The sequence below is a fragment of the uncultured Sphingomonas sp. genome (assembly GCF_913777625.1).
Taxonomy (GTDB): domain Bacteria; phylum Pseudomonadota; class Alphaproteobacteria; order Sphingomonadales; family Sphingomonadaceae; genus Sphingomonas.
This window is the reverse complement of the sequence record NZ_CAJYTI010000033.1, coordinates 22,944-44,956: the sequence shown is the minus strand read 5'-3', so window position 1 is coordinate 44,956 and position 22,013 is coordinate 22,944. Positions and strand designations below refer to the sequence as shown.

The 22,013-nt window shown below is 68.1% G+C and carries 22 protein-coding genes; 6 read left to right on the top strand and 16 right to left on the bottom strand.

What is annotated here, in order from left to right; all coding sequences use genetic code 11:
- Window positions 1-30: 30 nt before the first annotated feature.
- On the top strand, window positions 31-507 hold the full coding sequence (locus QZ814_RS16025) for an Lrp/AsnC family transcriptional regulator (RefSeq protein ID WP_294334249.1): 477 nt from the start codon (window positions 31-33) through the stop codon (window positions 505-507).
- Between the two features lie 110 nt (window positions 508-617).
- Window positions 618-1,331: an alpha/beta hydrolase gene (locus tag QZ814_RS16020; protein ID WP_294334248.1), complete on the top strand. Its 714-nt coding sequence runs from the start codon at window positions 618-620 to the stop codon at window positions 1,329-1,331.
- On the opposite strand, the gene QZ814_RS16015 is transcribed toward QZ814_RS16020, so the two are convergent.
- Genes QZ814_RS16015 through QZ814_RS15975 form a run of 9 tightly spaced genes read right to left on the bottom strand, consistent with a single transcriptional unit; the run spans window position 1,328 to window position 11,580 of the window.
- Entirely contained in the window at window positions 1,328-2,293 is a 966-nt protein-coding gene (locus tag QZ814_RS16015; RefSeq protein ID WP_294334246.1) for a fumarylacetoacetate hydrolase family protein, read from the bottom strand. The genes QZ814_RS16020 and QZ814_RS16015 overlap by 4 nt on opposite strands.
- On the bottom strand, window positions 2,284-3,210 hold the full coding sequence (locus QZ814_RS16010) for an NAD-dependent epimerase/dehydratase family protein (RefSeq protein WP_294334244.1): 927 nt from the start codon (window positions 3,208-3,210) through the stop codon (window positions 2,284-2,286). Before QZ814_RS16010 ends, QZ814_RS16015 begins: the two co-directional genes overlap by 10 nt.
- 2 nt (window positions 3,211-3,212) lie before the next feature.
- Window positions 3,213-3,776 carry a cupin domain-containing protein gene (locus QZ814_RS16005; protein ID WP_294334241.1) on the bottom strand — a complete coding sequence of 188 codons (564 nt, stop codon included), beginning with the start codon at window positions 3,774-3,776 and terminating at the stop codon, window positions 3,213-3,215.
- An 11-nt stretch (window positions 3,777-3,787) separates the two neighbouring features.
- Window positions 3,788-4,972, bottom strand: a complete 1,185-nt coding sequence (locus QZ814_RS16000; protein WP_294334239.1) for an MFS transporter — start codon at window positions 4,970-4,972, stop codon at window positions 3,788-3,790.
- Window positions 4,969-6,126 carry an alpha/beta fold hydrolase gene (locus tag QZ814_RS15995; RefSeq protein ID WP_294334237.1) on the bottom strand — a complete coding sequence of 386 codons (1,158 nt, stop codon included), beginning with the start codon at window positions 6,124-6,126 and terminating at the stop codon, window positions 4,969-4,971. Before QZ814_RS15995 ends, QZ814_RS16000 begins: the two co-directional genes overlap by 4 nt.
- A gap of 4 nt (window positions 6,127-6,130) precedes the next feature.
- A complete protein-coding gene (locus QZ814_RS15990; protein WP_294334235.1) occupies window positions 6,131-7,033 on the bottom strand; it encodes a VOC family protein in 903 nt (300 codons plus the stop codon).
- Between the two features lie 21 nt (window positions 7,034-7,054).
- A complete protein-coding gene (locus tag QZ814_RS15985; RefSeq protein ID WP_294334232.1) occupies window positions 7,055-8,170 on the bottom strand; it encodes an FAD-dependent oxidoreductase in 1,116 nt (371 codons plus the stop codon).
- 3 nt (window positions 8,171-8,173) lie between these two features.
- Complete coding sequence (locus tag QZ814_RS15980) at window positions 8,174-9,145, bottom strand: MBL fold metallo-hydrolase (RefSeq protein ID WP_294334229.1); 972 nt, start codon at window positions 9,143-9,145, stop codon at window positions 8,174-8,176.
- 11 nt (window positions 9,146-9,156) lie between these two features.
- Entirely contained in the window at window positions 9,157-11,580 is a 2,424-nt protein-coding gene (locus QZ814_RS15975) for a TonB-dependent receptor (protein WP_294334226.1), read from the bottom strand.
- A gap of 108 nt (window positions 11,581-11,688) precedes the next feature.
- On the opposite strand from QZ814_RS15975, the gene QZ814_RS15970 reads away from it, so the two are divergent.
- The 3 genes from QZ814_RS15970 to QZ814_RS15960 all read left to right on the top strand — a co-directional run bounded on the left by QZ814_RS15970 (window position 11,689) and on the right by QZ814_RS15960 (window position 14,526).
- Complete coding sequence (locus QZ814_RS15970) at window positions 11,689-12,600, top strand: LysR family transcriptional regulator (protein ID WP_294334224.1); 912 nt, start codon at window positions 11,689-11,691, stop codon at window positions 12,598-12,600.
- 103 nt (window positions 12,601-12,703) lie between these two features.
- Entirely contained in the window at window positions 12,704-13,789 is a 1,086-nt protein-coding gene (locus QZ814_RS15965; RefSeq protein ID WP_294334222.1) for an aromatic ring-hydroxylating dioxygenase subunit alpha, read from the top strand.
- 47 nt (window positions 13,790-13,836) lie between these two features.
- On the top strand, window positions 13,837-14,526 hold the full coding sequence (locus QZ814_RS15960; RefSeq protein ID WP_294334220.1) for a GntR family transcriptional regulator: 690 nt from the start codon (window positions 13,837-13,839) through the stop codon (window positions 14,524-14,526).
- Between the two features lie 3 nt (window positions 14,527-14,529).
- On the opposite strand, the gene QZ814_RS15955 is transcribed toward QZ814_RS15960, so the two are convergent.
- Entirely contained in the window at window positions 14,530-15,540 is a 1,011-nt protein-coding gene (locus QZ814_RS15955; protein ID WP_294334218.1) for an aldo/keto reductase, read from the bottom strand.
- A gap of 2 nt (window positions 15,541-15,542) precedes the next feature.
- On the bottom strand, window positions 15,543-16,712 hold the full coding sequence (pobA, locus tag QZ814_RS15950) for a 4-hydroxybenzoate 3-monooxygenase (protein WP_294334216.1): 1,170 nt from the start codon (window positions 16,710-16,712) through the stop codon (window positions 15,543-15,545).
- Window positions 16,713-16,826: 114 nt separating this feature from the next.
- Here pobA and QZ814_RS15945 point away from each other — a divergent pair, with 114 nt between their 5' ends.
- Window positions 16,827-17,720 carry a helix-turn-helix domain-containing protein gene (locus QZ814_RS15945; RefSeq protein WP_294334214.1) on the top strand — a complete coding sequence of 298 codons (894 nt, stop codon included), beginning with the start codon at window positions 16,827-16,829 and terminating at the stop codon, window positions 17,718-17,720.
- Window positions 17,721-17,839: 119 nt separating this feature from the next.
- Here QZ814_RS15945 and QZ814_RS15940 read toward each other — a convergent pair whose 3' ends face one another.
- From QZ814_RS15940 to QZ814_RS15920, 5 genes are read right to left on the bottom strand one after another with little or no spacing between them, the layout of a single operon-like run.
- Complete coding sequence (locus QZ814_RS15940) at window positions 17,840-18,781, bottom strand: Gfo/Idh/MocA family oxidoreductase (RefSeq protein ID WP_294334212.1); 942 nt, start codon at window positions 18,779-18,781, stop codon at window positions 17,840-17,842.
- A gap of 23 nt (window positions 18,782-18,804) precedes the next feature.
- Complete coding sequence (locus QZ814_RS15935) at window positions 18,805-19,650, bottom strand: class III extradiol dioxygenase subunit beta (protein WP_294334210.1); 846 nt, start codon at window positions 19,648-19,650, stop codon at window positions 18,805-18,807.
- Entirely contained in the window at window positions 19,650-20,060 is a 411-nt protein-coding gene (gene ligA / locus QZ814_RS15930) for a protocatechuate 4,5-dioxygenase subunit alpha (protein WP_294334208.1), read from the bottom strand. Before ligA ends, QZ814_RS15935 begins: the two co-directional genes overlap by 1 nt.
- Window positions 20,057-21,082 (bottom strand): amidohydrolase family protein, encoded by a 1,026-nt coding sequence (locus QZ814_RS15925; RefSeq protein ID WP_294334206.1) that lies wholly within the window; start codon window positions 21,080-21,082, stop codon window positions 20,057-20,059. The genes ligA and QZ814_RS15925 overlap by 4 nt, the downstream gene beginning before the upstream one ends.
- Entirely contained in the window at window positions 21,079-21,951 is an 873-nt protein-coding gene (locus tag QZ814_RS15920) for an NAD(P)-dependent oxidoreductase (RefSeq protein WP_294334204.1), read from the bottom strand. The genes QZ814_RS15925 and QZ814_RS15920 overlap by 4 nt, the downstream gene beginning before the upstream one ends.
- Window positions 21,952-22,013: the final 62 nt, after the last annotated feature.

Sequence of the window (22,013 nt, the reverse complement as noted above, 5' to 3'; positions counted from 1 at the left end):
TCGCGGATCATCGACGGACGGAGCGCGCCGATGCTGACACCACGAGACCGGGCCATCCTCGACATCCTGCAGCGGGACAGCGACACCCCGCTCGCCACGGTCGGCGAGCGCGTCCACCTGTCGCCTTCGGCCTGCTCGCGGCGGATCTCGAACCTGCGCGACGAGGGCGTGATCAAGCGCAACGTCGCGGTGCTCGATCGGGAGGCGCTGGGCCTGACGACGACGATCTTCGTCACCGTCAGCGCCACGGTGCACAGCGCGCAATGGACCGAGCGCTTCAAGGCGGCGGTGTGCGAGATCCCCGAGATCGTCGAGGTCTATCGGCTGACCGGCAGCATCGATTATCTGCTGAAGATCATCCTGCCCTCGGTCGAGGACTATGACACCGTCTACAAGGCGCTGGTCTCGCGCATCGAGATGAACGTGGTCTGCGCTTCGATCGTGATGGAGACCGTCAAGGACGCCGAAAGCCTTCCCCTCGTTCTGTCGACGAAACCGCGCCTCTAGCGCGATTCCGGTGGAGCGGACGTCGAAAGTCCCGTAGTTGGCATTGGATCCAAAATCCGCTCCAGACCACCGGCGGGCGGGATCGAACGATACGGAGGGGTAAGAGCAGGATGACGCGGCCGACGCTGGTGCTGCTGTGCGGATTGTTGTGCGACGCGCGCATCTGGGAGCCGGTTCGCGCGGCGCTGTCGCCCAGGCTCGATGCGCGGATCCTCGCTTTCCCCGGTTTTCGTACGATCGAAGCCATGGCTGCAGACGTTGCGGAACGCGTTCCCGGACCGCTGGTGGTGATCGGCCATTCGATGGGTGGCCGCGTTGCGCTGGACGTCGTTCGCCAGGCGGGCGACCGCGTGGTGGGGCTCGGGCTTGCCAATACGGGCATCCACCCCCCGGCGCCGGGCGAGGCGGCCGGTCGCCAGACGCTGATCGACTGCGCGCGCACCCGTGGCATGGAAGCGCTGGCCGATGCCTGGCTGCCGCCGATGATGGGCGCACCGGACGATCGCGTAGCCGCGCTGATGCCCGAGCTCCGCGCGATGGTCGCCGCCAACACGCGCGAGAGCTATGAAGGCCAGATCGCCGCGCTCCTGGCCCGCCCCGATGCCGAGACGCCGCTCCGCAGCTACAAGAAACCGCTGCTGCTGCTTGCCGCCGATCGGGACCGCTGGTCGCCCCCGGCGCAGCACGAGGCGATGCGGGACCTCGCGCCGCAGGGCGAACTGCATGTGCTGGCCGAGGCCGGGCACATGCTGCCGGTGGAGCGGCCGGAGGCAGTCGCCGCGCTGATCGACGACTGGTTCGGCCGCCATTGGCCGGCGGCCTAGCCGGCCGTCAGCCGCACCCGCTGGTCGATCCGGCCGAAAAGCGCCGCGTTCTCGCCCACCTGCATCTCCACCCGGTCGCCTTCCTGCAGGAAGCTCGTGCGGAATTCGCCATGCGCGATCTTCTCGATGGCGCGGCGCTCGGAGATGCAGGTCGACCCCACCACCGCATGATCGGCATTGGAAACGGTGCCCGAACCGATGATCGTTCCCGCCGGCAGGCTCCGGGTACGGGCGGCATGCGCGATCAGCTCGTGAAAGCCATAGGCCATGGCGCTGCCTTTCGGGCTGCCGAACCACGCGCCGTTTACCGTCACCGTGAGCGGCAGGCAGACGCGCCCATCCCGCCAGGCATCGCCGAGTTCGTCGGGCGTCACTGCAAACGGCGCGACGCTGCAGGCGGGCTTGGCCTGGACCCAGCCGAAGCCGGTCTTCATCTCGATCGGCGCGATGGTGCGCAGCGACCAGTCGTTGATCAGCACGATCAGCCGGACATGCGCCAGCGCCTCCTCGGCCGAACAGCCCATCGGCACCGCGCCGGTGACCACGCCGAACTCGCCTTCGAAGTCGATGCCGTCGGCGGCAGAGGGAAACGGGGCATCCTCGGTCGGGGCGAGGAACTGGTGACTCATGCCCTGGTACATCAGCGGCATGTCGGTCTCGATCGGTGGCAGGTTGAACGCCTGCTGCATCAGCTCGCCATGCGTCGGGAAGGCGGAACCGTCGAGCCACTGCCATGTCCGCGGCAGCGGGGCGCGAAGGGTGGCGGGATCGAGCGGCTCGCCTGCCCCGGCCGCCAGGCAGGCCCCGGCAGCGTGCAGTGCCAGCCGTGCGGTGTCCCAGCGCTCGAGCGCCGCGAGCAGCGTCGGGCTGTCGGGTCCGGCAGGCACGCAGCGCGTCCCGTCCGCGGAGACGAGAACGAGTTCGCCGTCTGGCGTGCCATTGTCGCGGGTGGCTAGGCGCATCGGGGATATCCTTGTGTCGAGTTCGGGGAGAGATCGGCCAGAACCGCGTCGATCAGCGCGTCGACGTCGGGTTCGGCGGTGAAGCCCAGCGCCGCTGCGCGCGAGGTAACGAGCGGCGGATAGCTGCCAAAGGTGCGGCGCAGCGCCACGTCCTCGGCGTGGGAAAGCGCCGCTCCCGGCAGACGGGCTTCGAGTGCGTCGACGAGATCGCCCATCCGCACCCGCAGTGCCGGCAGCGTCACCGGGGCTTGCTCGGCGCCTTCGCCGAGCAGGGCATGGACGAGGTTCGCCGCGCAGGCGCGGACGGAGCAGAGCCAGCTTGTCGCATCGGAGCCGACCGGGACGACATAGGGCCGCCCCGCGGCTGCCGCATGGAACACGTCGCTCAGAAAGGCGGAGCCGAAGCCGCTTCCCCCCGCAGGCCGTGCGACGATGCCCGGCAGGCGCAGCACCGCGCCTACGATGGCGCCGCGGCGCACCGCGTCGGCAAAGGCGAGCTCGACCATGCGCTTGTGGGTGCCATAGACGCTGTCCGGCACCGGCACGGTGCGGTCGTCGACCGGCCCGGCCGGGGCAGCGCCGAACACCGCGATCGAGCCGGCCAGCACCAGCCGGCGGCCCGCCATCGCCTCGATCAGCCGCAGCGGCACGTCGAGGTTGATCGCCCGCGAGGCGGCAGGATCGCGCTCGGCGGCGCCGCCGGGCAGTGCAGCCAGATGCAGCAGCGCATCGCAATCGCGAGTCGCGGCCGCAAGCACGGCGGGATCGGTGAGGTCCCCCGCCAGCCGGCGCTCCGGACCCGCCTCGGCGAACGTCCGGTCGACCAGCAGCAGCGCGGCGGCCGCGCCGGTTTCGCGCAGCCGCCGGACGACCGCCCGGCCGACAAAGCCGTCTGCGCCGGTGATCGTCAGCCGCATGGTCAGCGCTTCAGGCTCTCGTCGAACGCGCCGTCGATCAGGATGAAGGCGATGCGGCAATTCTTGTCCGAGCGATTCGCCCAGCCATGGTTGGTGCCGCGCTGGATGACGATGTCGCCGGCGCGCACCGTCGTCTCGCCTTCGTCCATGATCAGCACGAGCTCGCCTTCGAGGACGATACCATAGTCGATCGTCTCGGTGCGGTGCATCAGCGCGTGGCGCGAGCCCTCGCCATGCGCGGAGGCATCGCCGGCGCCGATCTCGGCGAAATGCGCACGCGCCTCCTCCGGCGTCATGTTGCGGATGCCGTCGCCTTCGGGCGGAATGTCGAGCACGCGGATGCGGGTGCCGTTCTTCGGGGGCGCGAGCACGATGCCGTCCTCGTGCGGCTCGCCCGATGCGGCATCGATCGGCGCCGGCGTCGCCTGGGTATTCCAAACCTCGTGGAACATCGGGCCGATGTCGCCGCCGACGCGCTGCACGCGCGGCACGGCGCCGTCTTCCTGGATGATCGCGCGACCCTGGGCATCATGGCCGGTGACGACGCGGCGAACGGACTTTTCCATCAACAGATCCTTCAAGCGGGGGTGAGTGCGGAGGTCCGGCTGCTCGCTATCAGCGCGGCCAGCGCGCCCGCCAGCGCCAGCCCGGTGTAGAGCAGCAGGGTTTGCGACAGACCGCCCGTGGCAGGCGCCAGTAGGGAGGCAATCAGAGGGGCAGCGAACTGGCCGAGGAAGAAGGCGCCGGTCCAGGCGCCGGTACCGGATCCGCGCGCCGGGGCCGGCAGGCGACGCATCACCCAGGCGAGCATGTTGGGCAGCATCAGGCCGCTGCCGACGCACGCCAGGACGGCAAAGCCGGTGATCGCCGCGAAGCCCGGAGCCAGCGCCGCGCCGGCATAGCCCAGCCCGACCAGCGCCAGCCCTGCGGCCAGCAGCCGCGGCCCGGCATGGGCTTTCAGGCGGCCGAACAGGATGCTGCCGATCGCCACGCCGAGGTTGGTGCCGGCCGCCGCCAGCCCGATCAGCGCGGGCGAGGTAACGCCGCTCCGCTCGATGATCGGTCCGACCTGGACGATGATGGTGTAGAACAGCACGCCCACCGCCACCGTGATCAGCAGCACCGGCAGGATCGTCCCCATCGGCAGCCGGACCTTCGGGGCCGTACCGCGGGCGCGCTGGACCGGCTCGAACAGCATCGCCGCGACCGCAGCCGCGATTGGCAGCGCGACAAGATAGAGCAGGAACGGACCGCGCGATCCCAGCGCTTCGCCGAGCGCGCCGCCGATCGCCACCAGGGCGATCGCGCTGACGCTCACCGACGCCATCTGGGTGGCGATCCAGCGCTCGCGGCGCGGCCCTTCGAAATAGTCGCCGAGCATCGCCGTGGAAACCGTCATGATCGCCGCCTCGGCAAGGCCGAGCACCGCCCGAGCGGCGATGATCGCGATCAGGTCGTGCAGCACCAGCGGCAGCGCGCCGACCAGCCCGTAGACCAGCATCGCAACGAGCAGCACCGGCTTGCGCCCCAGCCGGTCGGACAGTGCGCCCGCCACCGGCGAGAACAGCGCGATGCACAGCGCCGGGATGGTCAGCGCCACCGGCACCAGCACCGCCGATCCCGGCACGGCGGCAAATTCGCGCAGCAGCATCGGCAGCACCGGCACCAGCGCGACAATGCCCATGGTGGGCATGATCGCGGTGAGGATCAGCAGGATCGCGTGCCGGCTGGACGCGACCTGCGCTCCTGCTGCCCGGCTCATGCGACGTGCCCGTCCAGCGTCTCGGCGAACCAGTCGGCGATATAGTCCCGGCCGTACGACATGTTGTCGGCACCGACATGCTCGACCCCGCCCTCGCGTGCGGTGAAGATCTTCAGCTCGCGCTTCGGGCTGTTGATCAGCTGGTCGTAGCAGTCGTGCGCGTACTGGACGCTGATCTGTCGGTCCTCGGCGCCGTGGGTGACGAGGAAGGGCACCTTCACCCCGTCCATATGGCCGTTGAGGTTCATCTCCGCCGCCTTGGCGAAGAAATCGTCCATGTCGGTGGCGCCGAACGCCCACATCACATGCGCCCAGTAATGCGGCACGGGGTTCTCGCCCTCGCGCTTCAGGCGCTTCTGCTGCACCTCGGCCCAGTTATGGTTCGCACCCCAGCAGGCGCCCGAGGCGAAGCGGGGCTCATAGGCGACGGCGCGTGGCGCGAAATGGCCGCCGAGCGAGATGCCGGTCATGCCGATGCGCTTGGGGTCAACGTCCGGCTGTTGCTCCAGCCAGTCCACCGCCTTCGAGGCCCAATGCTCCGAATGCGGGTCGACCGGCAGGTTCTGGAGGCGCAATGCCTCGCCGGATCCGGGCTGGTCGACGCAGAGGGTAGAGATGCCGCGGCGGGCGAGCGCCTCGGGCAGGCGCGACCAATAAAGCAGCTCCTTGCAGCTATCGAGACCGTTGCAATAGACCACGACGGGCTTCGGCCCCTCGCCCGGCGCGCGAGTATAGAGCGCCGGCATCGTGCCGGTCTCCAGCGGGATTTCCACCCGCTCGCGGTTGATCTTGCCGAGCACGGTGGAGCGATCGAAGGTCGCCCGCGCCTTGGCATAGGTCTCCTTGCGGCCGGGATGGCCATGGCCCTGCATCCGCTCGCCGGTGAACAGGTAGAGCGCCGCGCGCTCCAGCTTGGTCGAAGCGGAAAAAGCGCGGCCCCGCGCCTCGTCCTCGGCGGCGAGGTCGATCAGCTTGTCGGCCATCGCCACCCACTGCGCCATGAACTGAGGCGTCCCGGCATCCGCACCGGCGGCGGCCGCGTCCTTGATCGGCTGGCACATGTCGACCAGCTCGCCGATCTGGCCGCCGCTCTCCATCGCGATCGCGACGGAGAGGTTCCAGATATAGTTCGGGAAATATTCGAACAATGCCATTGGATCAGGCCTCCACCGCCACGAACAGACCGGGGTTCGGCGCCGGGTGCGGCAGCGTCTGCGGGCCGCCGGTGCCGATGCCCCACTGGTCCATGATCAGCGGCGCGGGCGTGTAGACCTGATGCTGATGCGCCTCGAAATCGACCTCTTCCAGCTCCGAGGTATATTCGGTGACGAAGCCGCTGGGCGTCACGAAATAGCTGAAGGTGTTGTTGCCGGCGGTGTGGCGGCCCGGGCCCCAGCCGATGTTGATGCCGTTGAGCTTCAGCCGGTGGGCGCCGCGCATCATGCCGTCGATGCCTTCCATGTCGTAGGCGACGTGGTTGAGGCAGGCGGGCCCGGGCAGCAGCGCGATGCGGTGGTGCGCCGAGTTGCAGCGCAGGAAGCACATGAAGTCGCCGAGCCAGTCGCTCACCTTGAAGCCAAGCACGTCGGTGAAGAATCGCACCGCCGCCTGGTGATCGGGCGAGTGCAGCACGATGTGGCTGATCTTGACCGGCACGCCGTCCCAGCGCGCGATCTCGCGGCGCTGGCCGCGGGCGACGTCGCTGGAGATTTCGAACAGCAGGCCGTCGGGCGAAAAGAAGCGGAAGCCATAGCCGCCGCCCGGCGTGGTGAGGGCCGCGGGTGCGCGCACGACCTTGCACCCGGCTGTCGTCACCCGGTCGTGCAGCGCGTCGACGTCGGCGCGGCTGTCGGCGGCCAGCGCGATCACGTCGATCCGGTTCTCCTCGGCGGGACGAAGGCGGACGACATGGTGCTCGTCATGCCCCTGCGCCTTGAACCAGGCGAGGCCATCGTCGCTGGGCACGGGCTCCAAGCCCCATACTTCTTCGTAATAGCCCTTCTCGGCGTCGAAGTCGGTGACGGCATAGCCGACATAGCGGATCTCGGTAACGCGGGTCATGATCGGTCTTCCTGGGGAGGGTCAGATGGGTTCAGCGGTGACGGCGAACATCTCGGCCGTCGCCTTGGCGTTATCGACCGGTGGGCCCTTGCCGAGCTGGCCGTGGCAGATGGCGAGGCTCTGGCGGACGATATAGGCGCAGCGATCGAAGCGGCGGGCGCGATAGGCGGTGAACGCCTCGTCCACCGTCTCGGCGCGCGCCAGTTCCTCGGCGAGGACGAGGCTGTCCTCGATCGCCATGCCGGCGCCCTGGCCGAGATGCGGGGTGGTCGCGTGCACCGCATCGCCGAGCAGCACGACGCGACCGCGATGCCAGGGGCCTCCGACCAGCATGCCTTCGAGCGGGCGATAGACCACGCCGTCGTCGTCGGTGATCTGCTCGGCGAGGTCGCGGATCGCGGGGGCGCAGGCGGCGAGCTTGCTCCGCATGGTCGCGGCAAGCCCGTCGCGCGGGTAGCGCGGATTGTCCGGCTCCGGCGTCGTTACATACATGTACATCAGGCTGTCGCTGATCGGCACGAAGCCGACGCCGGTCGGGCCGTTATAGACCTGGAGCGCATCCAGGTCGGCGAAGCGCGGGAAATTGTACCGCCACACCGCCTGGCCGGTGAATTGCGGCCGCTCGGCGTCGGGGAACAGGGTCGCGCGGGTCTGCGAATAGACGCCATCCGCGCCGATCACGATATCGTAGATCCCGCTGCTGCCGTCGGAGAAAGTAACCGCGACCTGCTCACCATCATCGACGATCGTCTCGGCGGTGATGCCGAGCCGCACGTCGGCGCCGAGCGCGATCGTGCGGTCGCCCAGCACCTTGTGGAGCGCCGGACGACCGATCCCGACATTGGCGGGATAGCCCTCCAGCAGCCGCGGCGCGGGTACCCGGGCGACCTTCACCCCGTCCGGCCGGAAGATCTCCACCGCATCGAACCCGACGCCGGCGCCGAGATAGTCGTCGAGCAGGTCCAGCGCCTTCATCGCGCGGAGCACATTGGCCTGCTGGATGATGCCGACGCCGTAGACCGACCAGTTCGGATCGCGCTCGATCACTTCGACGGCGAAGCCATTTTTCCGAAGCGCGATCGCGGCGGTAAGCCCGCCGATACCGCCGCCGATGACGAGGATCTTGAGAGACTGCATGGCTTAAAATCGTTCCAGATCTTGGGCGGCCGTGACCGGCCCGGGGAAGGATTGGTGGATGGTGGCGATGGCCCGATCGATCGCCGCCTGGTCCGCGCGGGCGATCACGAGGTGGGTCAGCACCACCTGCTTCACCCCCATCGCCTTGGCCATTTCGCCGACCTGCTGCGGGGTGAGGTGATGGCGGGTCAGATGCTCGGCCATTGCGTCGCGCTGCGCCGCGGGCATGTTCGGCTGGATCCGCGCGATCGCCGCCATCGTGGCCGGCACGTCGATCATCTCGCTGACCAGCAGGTCCGCGCCGCGGCCGAGCGCGTCGACTGCCGGGCTCGGCCCGGTGTCGCCGGTGTAGACGATCGATTTGCCCGGCAGGTCGAACCGCAGCGCCAGCGACTGGTAGTGGCTGTCCTCGGCCGATCCCGGCGGGAAGCTGTAATGGCTGTTCTTGGCGGCGCGCACGGTGAAACCGCCAAGCGTCTCCGTCGTGCCGTCCACCATCTCGGTGACGACCACCGTCGTCGCCGGATCGATCACCGGCGCGCCGGGCAGGCCATAGCCCGCAGCCGCAGCCGGCTGCATCGAGGCGACCAGCCCGTCGACCAGCGCCTTGGTGCCCGGCGGGCCATAGACGTGGAGCGGGCCGGGCGCGTTGGTCTGGTAGCGCAGGCCGATCAGCGCGGCGAGGCCGCCGGTATGATCGAAATGCAGGTGACTGAGGAAGACCGCCTTCACCTGCAGCGCCTGGAGGTCGACCTTGGCGAGCTGCTCTACCGCTCCGTCGCCGACATCGACGAGGTAGACGTCGCGGCCGAGGACCAGCGCATTCGCGGGCTGCGACCGCGCCGGTTCGGGAACGGGACCGCCCATCGTACCGAGGGTTATCCAGGCCGGCGCAGCAGTCGGCGTCTGTGCTCTGGCGGTGCCTGCTGCCGAAAGCAGCAGGGCGGCGAGAAGCAGGGCGCGCAAGGGGTGCATCGTGCCCGCCCTCAGAACTTCGAGCTCACGCGCACGCCGTAGGTCCGCGGCGGCGAGTAGACCGCAAGCGCGGCCGAGCCGGCGCTGTAGATCTGCGCGCTCGCCTGGTAGCGTTCGTCCTCGATGTTGCGGACATAGGCGGCGATCGACCAGCGATCGTCGGCCGAGCCGAAGGCAATCTGGGCATTGCTCACCCAGGTCGCGCCGACCAGCTGGTTGGGCATATATTCGAACCCCACCACCCGGCTGGACCTATATTGGGTGTCGGCGGACAGAACCGCCTTGTAGTCGCCCAGCGGCACGGTTTGTTGCGCGCCGAGGTTCATCGTCCATTTGGGCGACTGGTAGGCGGTACGGCCCGAGCAATCGATGTCGTACATGCCGGCAGTCGCGCTGGCGCGATAGGGGCAGCCGCTGATCGGCGGCGTGGCGCCGATCGGCTCGCGATAGACGAAATTGTCGTACTTCGCGTCGAGATACTGGACGTTGACGCTCAGCAGCGTGTTGCGCGTGGCGAGGAACTGGGCCTCGACCTCGACGCCCTTGTTGGTCGACTTGCCGACATTCTCGGTGAACTGGCCTTGGTTGCCGTTGCGATCGATGCCGGTGTGGTTGACCTGCTGGTTGCGATACTTCCAGAGGAAGGCCTCCAGGTTCAGCTGCAGCCGGTTGTCGAAGAACCGGTTCTTCATGCCGATCGTGTAGGCGTCGATATATTCGGGCTGGAACGTCTCGTAGCCGGCGGAAAGCGCAAAGCCGCCCGAGCGATAGCCGGTCTCGTAATTGGCATAGAGCAGCGAATGCGGGCCGACGTCGAATTCGGCACCGAGGTGGTAGGTGAAGCGGTCGTTCGACAGCGGCGTGTTCACCGGCGTGACGGCATGGATCAGCAGCGCGCCGGTCGTGCCGATCGGGCGGGCCTGGTTGTCCGGCACGCTGGGATAGCCCAGCGACGTCAGATCCTGATAGCGCCCGGTCGAGGGCAGCAGCGGCGCGGTGGGACAGCTCGGCCGGCCCTGCACGACGACGGTGCAGCGGACGAGGAACACGTCGGCGCGGCCGTTGAAGTCCTTGTCGTCCTTGGTGTAGCGCAGACCACCGATCAGCCGCAGGCGATCGCCGAAATTGGCGGTGAGCCGTCCGAACCCGGCATAGGATTTGGTGCCCGAGGTGAACTGCTGATACGCGTTCAGCGCCTGCTGGGCATAGAGATAGGTCGCCGCGACGGACTCGTCGAAATAATAGGCGCCCAGCATATAGTCGAAGATGCCGACACGATTGCCGGCGAAGCGGACCTCCAGGCTCTTCTGCTCGTCGGTCTCGGCGACATCGCCATAGAAGGCCGGCACCGCGAACCGGTTGTCGAGCTTGGAATAGCGCCAGGACGGGATCACGGTCAGCGTGCCGGCGCCGGTGCGCAGACTGATCTCGGCGTTGGCGCCGTAGTAATTGTTGTCGAGATAGGGCGGCACGTCGAGCGGCACCAGCGTTCGACCCGCAAGCCCGCTGAACAGCGTTTGGCGATAGGCCTGGGCATCGGCCGAGAACAGCCCGGTGTCCGCTCCGAGGCCCGACGGGACGAATTGGTTGCTCGTGCCGTTGAACACGATCCGGCCGGCATAGGTCGAGCCAGGCCCCTTGCCGCCGCTGTGCGAGAAGTCGCCGCCGATGCGCACGGTGAGGTCGGGCGTCAGCTCGGTCAGGAACTGGACACGCAGCGCCTGGGTCTTCTCGTCGCTGGTACCGTCCTTCTGGTAGCCGTCGCGGCTCAAGACGTTCCCGGCGATGCGCAGCGCGCCATGCTCGCCCATCGCGATGTTGACCGCACCCTGGACGTTGATCGCGTCGTAATTGCCGTAGCTGGCGGTGACGAAGCCGCTGTTCTCGCCGATCTTGGGGCGGGTCGGCAGCACGTTGATCGCGCCCGCGGTAGCGTTGCGGCCGTAGAGCGTGCCCTGCGGTCCCTTGAGCACCTCCACCCGCTCGAGATCGTAGAAGATGCCCGAGGTGGAGGTCGCCCGGCCGAGATAGACGCCGTCGTAATTGAAGGCGACTGCCGGGTCGCTATAGCCGTTGACGGTGAAGTTGCCGACGCCGCGCAGGAAGAAGACGGTGTTAGCGCCGCCCTGCGGCTGCGCGCTGAGCGACGGCACCGAGTTGCCCAGCTCGTTCGAGCTGGTGAGGCCGCGGCTTACCAGCTGATCGCCGGTGACGACCGCGACCGGAATACCCGCACGCTGCAGATTCTCGGCCTTGCGCTGTGCGGTGACGATGATTTCCTGCAGCCCCTGCTGGTCCGCCGCGCTGCCCGCTTGCTGCTGCTGCGCGTCGCCGCCTGCCTGCCCCTCGCTCTGCGCATGCGCCTGCGTCGCGATGCCTGCGATCGTGAGGGCCAGTATCGAACTGGTCCGCCTCCATGCCCGGTTCACATCCATTCTCCTGAAATGCAGATCTTCGATCGTCCGCTGCGCACGAGAATGGGTCGCTTTTGACATTAATCAAAATTCTAATATTTTATGCTTATCCAATCATGGGATTGATGCATGCGGCTTGATCGTTTCGACCTGAACCTGCTCGTCGCCTTCCACACCCTGATGGAGGAACGCAGCGTCACCCGGGCGGCCGAGCGGCTTCGCCTCACCCAGCCGGCGATGAGCGCGGCGCTGCGCCGGCTGCGCGAATCGTTCAACGATCCGCTGCTGGTCGCCAACGGCAAGCAGATGGTGCCGAGCCCGCACGCGCAGGAACTGGCGCCCCGCGTGGCCGAAATCGTGGCGAACGCGCAGGCGCTGATCTCCAGTTCGACGCTGTTCGATCCGCAGACCTCGAGGCGCCGCTTCCGGATCGCCGCCTCGGACTATGTCACCTCGATCGCCGTCCAGCCACTGCTCGCCGAGATGGCGGTGCAGGCGCCCGGAATCCGCTGTTCCGTGATCGCGCCGCATAGCGGCGTCACCGAACAGATGGAGCGCGGTGAGGTCGACTGCATCATCTCGCCTGAGCAGTTCCAGGCGCACGGCCACCCGACCGAGCTGCTGTTCGAGGAGGAGCATGTCGTGCTCGGCTGGTCCGAGAACCCGCTGTTCGCGAAGCCGATCACCGAGGAAGAATATCAGACCGCGGGCCATGTGGTGGTCGAGCTTTCCAACACCCCGGCCTTTGTCGAGCAGTTCGTCCGCGCCCGCGGCGACACGCGGCGGATCGAGGTGACCGTCACCTCCTTCACGCTGGTGCCCTGGCTGCTGCCCGGCACCCACCGGATCGCACTGGTCCATGCCCGGCTCGCCCGGCTGTTCATGGACAAGCTCCCGCTCGCCATGGCGCCCCCGCCCTTCCCGCTGCCCCGGATGCGCGAGATGATCCAGTTCAGCCGGACACGCGCCAGCGACTCCGGGTTGATGTGGCTGCGCGAGGGGCTGCGGCGCCACGCCGGCGCGACCGAGGCGCGCGCATAGCCCAGTCCCGGAACACTCTGTCGAATTTTCGCCATAGCCGCTTGACGCAAGCACGATTCCGACCTCTATTGGATCCAATAATAAGAATCCGAGGACGAGGCGAATGGAACGGCACGGTGATTCTGCGCTCGGAGGCGAGCGCCCCTGGCCCCGCAACGCATGGTATGTCGCGGCGACCGCCGCCGAGGTACAGGACAAGCCGCTCGGCCGCACTATCTGCGGCGAGGCCATGGTATTCTACCGCAAGGCTGGCGGCGAGGTCGTCGCGCTGGAGGATTTCTGCCCGCATCGCGGCGCACCGCTGTCGCTCGGCTTCGTCCGCGACGGCGAACTCGTCTGCGGCTATCATGGGCTTACCATGGGGTGCGCCGGCCGGGCAACCTCGATGCCGGGCCAGCGGGTCGAGAAATTCGCCGGAGTCCGCCGCTTCGCGGTTATCGAGCGCTACGGCTTCCTCTGGGTCTGGCCGGGCGACGCCGAGGCCGCCGACCCCGCCAAGCTCCACTACCTGGAATGGGCCGAGAGCCCCGAATGGGCCTATGGCGGCGGCTATTATCACATCGCCTGCGACTACCGGCTGATGGTCGACAATCTGATGGACCTTACCCACGAGACCTATGTCCACAGCACCAGCATCGGCCAGAAGGAGATCGACGAGGCGCCGGTCGAGACATTGGTCGAGGACGGACAGGTCGTCACCCGTCGCTTCATGGACGGGATCGAGGCGCCGCCCTTCTGGAAGATGGCGCTGCGCGGTGCCGGGCTGCCCGACGACCAGCCGGTCGACCGCTGGCAGATCTGCCGCTTCACCCTGCCCAGCCATGTGCTGATCGAAGTGGGGGTCGCGCTGGCCGGCAAGGGCGGCTATCATGCCGAGGATCGCTGGAAGGCCTCGAGCATCGTGGTCGACTTCATCACGCCGGAAACCGAAACCTCGCATCATTATTTCTGGGGCATGGCGCGGCGCTTTGCGGTGGCGGATGCGGCGCTCACCGACACGATCCGCGCCGGCCAGGGCACCATCTTCGGCGAGGATCTGGAGATGCTGGAGCGCCAGCAGGCGAACCTGCTGCGCTACCCCGAACGACGGCTGATGAAGCTCAACATCGATGCCGGGGGCGTGCGCTCGCGGCTGACGATCGACCGGGCGATTGCCGCCGAACGCCCGCCCGCGGCGGAAGCCGCCTGAAACCAGCCCCTTGGCCCATCGCGTCCGGGGTGCTTTAAGCCGACGCGATGGAAAAGCCTGCCAAGCCGGGCCAGCAAGTGCTGGTCGCGCTCCGCCGCATGATTGCCGACGGCACGATCAAAGCCGGCGACCGGATCGCCGAAATCCCGACCGCCGAGGCGCTCGGCGTCTCGCGCATGCCCGTGCGCACCGCGCTGCGGGCGCTGGAGCATGAGGGGCTGGTGGTGAAGCTCGGCGCGCGTGGCTACACCCCCCGCGCGGTCGACGCGGATGCGATCACCGGCGCGATCGAGGTGCGCGGCGTGTTGGAAGGACTGGCAGCGCGGCGGGTGAGCGAGCGCCGGCTGACCGCGGCCGAGACGGCCCGGCTGGACGCGATCCTCGCCGAAGGCGACGCGCTGTTCGCCAAGGGGCATCTGGCGGACGGCGATCTAGACCTGTTCTATCGCTACAACCTCGCCTTTCACGACGCGCTGATCACGGCCAGCGGCAACCCCTCGATCGCGCTGGCGCTGGGCCGCAACAACCACCTGCCCTTTGCCTCGGCTGCCGCGCTGGCGCTCGACTGGGACGATCTGGAGGGCGAGTATCATCACCTGCTCCGCGCGCACCGCGAACACCGTGCGGTGTTCGAGGCGATCCGCGCGGGCGACTCCGCCAGGGCCGAGCAACTGATGCGCGGGCACGCGGCGGTGGCGATCGCCAATCGCCGCGCGTTCCGGATGCTCGCCGACTGACGCTCAGGCGAGCGGTTCGTCGGCCCAGACTTCAGTATCCACCTGGGACTGCGCCTCGGCGGCATAGCGCGGACCGGCAGCAGCATTGGGCGGGAACAGCGCGTCGACCGCCGACAGCGTCTCCGCCGAAACTGGATGCGCGAAAGTGCCGAGCAGGTCGTCGAGATGGTCGATCCGCGTCGTACCGGGGATCGGCACGATGAAGTCGCGGCGCGACAGCACCCAGGCCATGCAGAGCTGCGCCATGGTGCAGCCCGCCGCCTCGGCGAGAGCACGGAAGCGCGCAGCCATCGCCAGGTTGCGGGCGAGATTGTCGCCTTGAAAACGGGGCATCGCGCCGCGCAGGTCGCCCTGCGGCACGCCTTCGGCCCCCACGCCGCCGGCCAGCAGTCCGCGCGCGACCGGCGAGAAGGCGACGAAGCCGACGCCCAGTTCGGCGCAGGCATCAAGCACCGCGATCTCCGGATTGCGGGTCCAGGGCGAATATTCGGTCTGCATCGCGGCGATCAGGTGCACCGCATGCGCCCGGCGCAGCGTCGCCGCCGACATCTCGGAAAGGCCGATCGCGCCGATCTTGCCGGCTTCCACCGCACGGGCGAGCGCGCCGACCGATTCCTCTACCGGCACCTTCGGATCGAGGCGGTGCATGTAATAGAGGTCGATATGCTCGACGTTCAGCCGGCGCAGCGAATCCTCCAGCGTGCGGGTGATCGCCTCGGGGCTGCCGTCGATCCCGCGCTTGCCGTCCGATCCGCCCAGCACGCACTTGCTCGCCAAGGTGAACTCGGCGCGACGGTGCATGACGCTGCGGCCGAGCAGTTCCTCGTTCGCGCCGAAGCCGTAGAGCGCGGCGGTATCGAGAAACGTCACCCCCGCATCCAGCGCATGGAGCAGCAGCCGCTCGGCCTCGGCCGCGTCGGGGCGCGGCAGATAGGCGTGGCTGAGGTTCATGCAGCCGAGCCCGATCGCCGAGACGGTGAAGGGGCCAATCTTGCGGGTGGGAAGTGTCGGCATGGTCAGAGCGGCAATCCTACATAGTTTTCGGCGATCGTCGTCTGGGCTGCGCGCGACGTGGCGATATAGTCCAGGTCGGCCAGCTGCATCCGGCGATCAAACGCATCGCTTTCGGGAAAACGATGCATCAGCTTGGTCAGTTGCCACGAGAAGCGCTCGGATTTCCAGACCCGCGCGAGCGCCTTTTGCGAATATCCGCCGATCGCGTCCTGATCGCCCACCTTGAAGTACCGGACCAGCGCCTCGGAGAGATAGTGCACGTCCGAGGCGGCGAGGTTCAGCCCCTTGGCGCCGGTGGGCGGCACGATATGCGCGCTGTCGCCGGCGAGCAGCAGCCGCCCGTGGCGCATCGGCTCGAACACGAAGGAGCGCAAGGGCGCGATCGACTTCTCGATCGAGGGACCTCGCGTGAGGTTGGCGGCCGCCTCGGGCCCAAGGCGCACCGCCAGCTCGTCCCACAGCCGATCGTCGGGCCAGTCCTCGATTTTCTCGTCCAGCGGCACCTGGATGTAATAGCGGCTGCGCGTCTCCGAGCGCATCGACGCGAGCGCGAAGCCGCGATCATGGTTGGCGTAGATCAGCTCGTGGTGGCAGGGCGGCACATCGGCGAGGATGCCGAGCCAGCCGAACGGATAGACCTTCTCGTACGCCGCGCCGACGCCCGCCGGGATCGTCTTGCGCGCGGGGCCATGGAAGCCATCGCAGCCGCAGATGAACGCTGCGTCGATCCGCGCCTCGCGGCCGTCCTTGGTATAGGTGACAAAGGGCGCGTCCGTGTCGACATCGTGCAGCGCGACGTCGGCGGCGGCGTAGATCACCTGCAGGCCGCGCGCGGGGGCGGCATCCATTAGGTCGCGGGTCAGTTCGGTCTGGCCATAGACCAGCACGTGATGGCCGGTAAGCTCGGTGACGGGGATGCGGATCAGCCGGTCGCCATCGGCGAGCGCGAAGCCGTCATGCGGCAGGCCCTCCCGGTGCATGCGCTCGGCCAGCCCCACCCGCTCCATCAGCATCGTAGCGGTGCGCTCCAGCACGCCGGCGCGGATGCGGCCGAGCACATAGTCCGGCGTCGCCCGCTCCACCACCACCACGTCGATCCCTTCGGCCCGCAGCAGATGGCCGAGCAACAGCCCCGCCGGGCCGGCACCGATGATCGCAACCTGGGTACGCATATCCGCCTCTCCAACCTCTTGTTGCGCAGCATGCTGCGGCAACGGCGGGGCGCCGGTGAGGGATGGGTCAACTTTTTACTTGGACGATTCGCCCGATCGTGCGAGACCTTGCCCATGCGCGAGCGCAGCCCCATCCCCGCCTTTTACTTGTACGGCGAGCCGCAGCGCAGCGTCGCCGAAGGCTTTGTGCACGTGGAGAGCCTCGACGACCGCTCGCGCCCCAGCGAATGGACGATCCGCCCGCACCTGCACCGCGATCTGCACCATGTGATCCTGATCGCCGAGGGCGGCGGATCGATGACGGCCGAGGGCGAGACGGTGGCGTTCGACGCGCCGGCGCTGCTGCTGGTGCCGGCGGGCATCGCTCATGGCTTTACCTGGCACCGCGAATCGCGCGGCTGGGTCTGCACCATCGCCGACAGCTATTTCGCGCAGCTCGCCGCCCGCGACGCCGCGCTGGAAACCCTGTTCCGCACGCCCCGGGCGCTGGCGCTGGACCGGCAGGGCGGCGACGGGGTCGCCACCCTGCTCGCGGACGTGCAGCGCGAGCTGAACTGGGCCGCCCCGGGGCAGCGCGCGGCGGTGGAGGCGGCGCTGCTGGCCATTCTGGTGCGCAGCCTTCGCCAGGCCCGCACGGCCGCGCCCGCGGGCACCGGCAGCCGGCGCGAGGCGGAGATCGTCGCCCGGCTGCGAGCGCGGATCGAGGACCGCTTTCGCCTCCGCGAGCCGGTGGGGGTGCATGCCCGGGCGCTGGGGGTGAGCAACACCGCACTGCGGCTCGCCTGCTCGCGGATCGCGGGAAGCAGCCCGGCCGCGATGCTCGACGCCCGCGCGCTGCTCGAGGCACGGCGACTGCTGCTCTATTCCCAGCTGTCCGTCGGCGAGATCGCCGACGCCGTAGGCTTCGAGGATCCGGCCTATTTCTCGCGCTTCTTCGCGCGGCATGTCGGGATGTCGCCGCGGGGGTTTCGGGCGGGATCGAACGCGCCCTCGCCCCCCGCCGCCTAGCCGCCCTCCCCGCGCAAGCCGGGATCTCCCTGAGAAGCGCTGCACCGGTGCAGCACCGCCGATGGAGACCCCAGCGTTCGCTGGGGTGACGGTTGTAGCAGGGGCGATGGCTTGGCCGCTCACTCCGCCAGCTGGGTCTCCAGCTCGCCGAGCACGCGGTAGCAGTCGAACACCGCGGCCACCGAGCTGTTCGGATCGCGCCCCTCGCGGATCGCCGCGATGAACTCGCGGTCCTGCAGCTCGATGCCGTTCATCGACACGTCGACCTTGCTCACGTCGATCGGCGTTTCCTTGGCGTCCACCAGATCGTCGTAGCGGGCGATATAGGTCCCGTTGTCGCAGATATAGCGGAAGAACGTCCCCAGCGGCCCGTCATTGTTGAAGCTGAGCGACAGGGTGCAGATCGCGCCGCTTTCGCTCTTCAGCTGGATCGACATGTCCATGGCGATGCCGAGCTCGGGATGGATCGGCCCCTGCACCGCATGCGCCTGCACGATCTTACCGGCCTGATAGGCGAACAGGTCCACCGTGTGCGCGGCGTGGTGCCACAGCAGATGGTCGGTCCAGCTGCGCGGCTGGCCCTTGGCGTTAATGTTCTTGCGGCGGAAGAAATAGGTCTGCACGTCCATCTGCTGGACAGCGAGTTCGCCCGCGGTGATGCGGTTGTGGACCCATTGGTGGCTCGGGTTGAACCGGCGGGTATGGCCGACCATGCAGACCAGCCCGGTTTCCTGCTGCTTGGCCAGCACCGCCTGCGAATCCGCCCAGCTATCCGCCAGCGGGATCTCGACCTGAACGTGCTTGCCCGCGTTCATGCAGGCGATCGCCTGTTCGGCATGCATCTGGGTGGGCGTGCAGAGGATCACCGCGTCGACATCGTCGCGGGCCAGCGCATCCTCGAGCTCGGTCGAATGGTGCTTGGCGCCGTATTTCTCGGCGACGGCGGCGGCCTGGTCGGCGGTGCGGCTGATGATGGAGGTGATCTCGACCCCGTCGATCAGCTTGAGGCCGTCGAGATGCTTTTCGCCGAACGCGCCGGCGCCGGCCAGGGCAATACGCATGGAAGTCTCCTGTAACTCTTGGATCAGCGGACGGGTTCGAGCACGAGATGCCCCACCGCAGTGTTGGAAGCAGGCACGTGATAATGACGGTGCAGCGCCCGCACGTCGCGCCCCAGCGCGCCGCGCATGATCAGCCACATCACCATCTCGATCCCTTCGGAGCCTGTCTCGCGCAGATATTCGATATGCGGGATCGCGCGCAGTGCGTCGCCATTGGGGCCGCTCATCAGATCGAGGAAGCGATTGTCCCATTCGGCGTTGATCAGCCCGGCGCGCGGCCCCTGGAGCTGGTGGCTCATGCCCCCGGTGCCCCACACCTGCACGTTCAGATCCTCGGGGAAGCTTTCCACCGCGCGCGCGATCGCCTCGCCGAGCAGCCAGCAGCGATTGCCCGAGGGCGGCGGATAGGTGACGACGTTCACCGCCAGCGGCACCACCTTGACGGGCCAAGCCTCGGGCTGGCCGAACATCAGGCTCATCGGCACGGTGAGGCCGTGATCGACCTGCATCTCGTTGACGATGGTCAGGTCGAACTCGTCGAGGATGCAGCTCTGCGCGATGTGCCAGGCGAGATCGGGGTGACCGATCACGTCCGGTACGGGCCGCGGCCCCCAGCCCTCGTCGCAGATGCCGTAGCGCTCGGCGCAGCCGATCGCGAAGGTGGGGATGATCCGCATGTCGAAGGCCGAGGCATGGTCGTTATAGACCAAGATCACGACATCGGGCTTCTCCCCGGCGATCCACTGCTTGGACCAGTCATAACCGGCGAACACCGGCTGCCAATAGGGCTCGGCGGTCTTGCCGAGATCGATCGCCGCGCCCACGGCGGGGACGTGGCTGGTTGCGACGCCCGCGGTAATCCGTGCCATCAACGCTTCTCCCGGATCGAGCGGACGCCCTGCGGGCTGCGGCCGCCGGCGACCATCATCGCCTGATAGTCCTGCGGGCTCATCCCCGTCATCGTGCCCACCGCCTGCAGGAAGCTGAGCCCGTCGGTGGAGAAGAGCTTGGCGAGGAAATAGATGTTGCCGCCCAGATCGAGGCAGCGATTATAGTCGCGGTCGAGCAGCGCCTGCTTCTGCTCTTCGCTGAGCGGCCATGCGTCGAGATAGGCGCGCTCGTCGGCCTTGAAGCGTTCGCGGTTCTCGGCCTGCATCAGGCTCATCGCGAACTGGTTCATCCAATAGCCCTGCCGCGCGCGCGATGCGGTATAGACGCGGGTACCGGGGATATCCTCGAATTCCGCCAGATAGGCGTGGATGTCGCGGGGCCCGCTCACAGTCCGCGCGCCTTCAGCCGAGCGTCGAGCAGCGGGAAGACGCGGCGGGCATTGCCTTCGAAGATCGCGTGACGCTCCGCCTCGGGCAGGTTCAGCGCATCGACATAGCGCTTGGTATCGTCGAAATACTGGCCGGTGGTGGGATCGATGCCGCGCACCGCGCCGACCATCTCGGACCCGAACAGGATGTTCTTCGTGTCGATCACGTCCGCCAGCAGGTTGATGCCCGGCTGGTGGTAGACGCAGGTGTCGAAGAAGATGTTGTGCATCAGATGCTCGTCGAGCGACGGCTTCTTGAGCATGTCCGCCAGGCCGCGATAGCGCCCCCAGTGATAGGGCACCGCGCCGCCGCCATGCGGGATGATGAACCGCAGCGTCGGGAAATCCTTGAACAGGTCGCCTTCGAGCAGCTGCATGAAGGCGATCGTGTCCGCGGCGATGTAATAGCCGCCGGTCGCGTGCATCGCCGGGTTGCAGCTGCCCGAGACGTGGATCATCGCCGGCACGTCCAGCTCGACCATCTTCTCGTAGAAGGGATACCAATAGCGGTCGGTCAGCGGCGGATGGGTGAAGTGGCCGCCGCCGGGATCGGGGTTGAGGTTGCAGCCGATGAAGCCGAGCTCGGTGACGCAGCGCTCCAGCTCCTCGATCGAACCTGCCATGTCCGCCTTGGGGCTCTGCGGCAGCATGCACACGCCGACGAACGTCTCGGGGAACAGGTCGACCACGCGCCCGATCAGGTCGTTGCAGCGCCGCGCCCATTCCTGCGCCACTTTCTCGTCACCGACATGCGGCGCCATCGCCGAAGCGCGCGGCGAGAAGATCGTCAGGTCGGCGCCGCGCTCCTTGATCAGGCGCAGCTGGTTGGCCTCGATCGTCTCGCGGATCTCGTCGTCGGTGATGTCCGGATAGGGCGGCGGGCAGGTACCGGCCTTGAACGCGGCCTTCTGCGCCTCGCGCCAGGCGTCATGCGCCTTGGGCAGCACGGTATAATGGCCGTGGCAGTCGATGATCATCGTCATTGGGATTGCATCCTCTCCTCGATCGCGGCGAGCTTGGGGCCAAGCCCCTCGGGCGGGGTGCCGAGCCCAAGCGTGCCGATCGCGCGCTGGCGCTCGACCGTGCCGCGGGTCATGGCAGCGCCGGTGCCCAGCGCCTCCAGCGTCTTGACCACTTCCTCCATCTCGGCGGCGCGGCGCAGCCCGTGGATCAGCATGCGGTCGAAATTATAGTCGGCGCGTACCTCCCAGGGCCGCGGCCGTTCGCTGGCGTCGAGCGAGGCGAGCACCGCGTCACGCACGCCCGCCGCCTCGGCCGCGAGCAGGCATTCGGCGGTCAGCGCCTCGATGCCCTTCACCATCACCGAACGGATCATCTTGATCGACGAGGCACGACCCACCGCGTCGCCGACGGCGCTGATATTCTGGAAGCCGAGCCGGGCAAGCGCACCTGCCGCCGCCTCTGCCTGCGCCCCGCTCAGCAGTAGCGGTACGGCAAGACGGGCCGGATCGACGGGCGCGAGGATGGCGCAATCGACATAATGTGCGCCCGCCGCCTCCACCGCCCGTGCGGCGACCTGCTTGGTCTGCGGCGCGACGCTGTTGCCGTCGCAATAGAGCGCGCCCGGCGCAAGGTGCGGCGCGGCGGCCTGCGCCACGGCGAGCGCCTGGTCGGCGGTGACGAGCGAGAGCACCAGCGGACAGCCCGCCACAGCCTCGGCGAGCGTCGCGGCACCCTCGACCCCGGCATCGGCATAGCGTTCGCGCATCGCCGAGACACCGGCGGTGTCCGTCTTGCGATCGAACACCCGCGCATCGGCTTCCCAGCCGCCGGCGCGGGCAAAGGTAGAACCCGCCTCTCCAAAGCCGATCAGGGCAATCCTGTCTTGCATGGCAGCGGGCATGGCGGAGCCCCGCACGGGCGGCCAATCGAATCCGCCCGCTCGCTATAAGT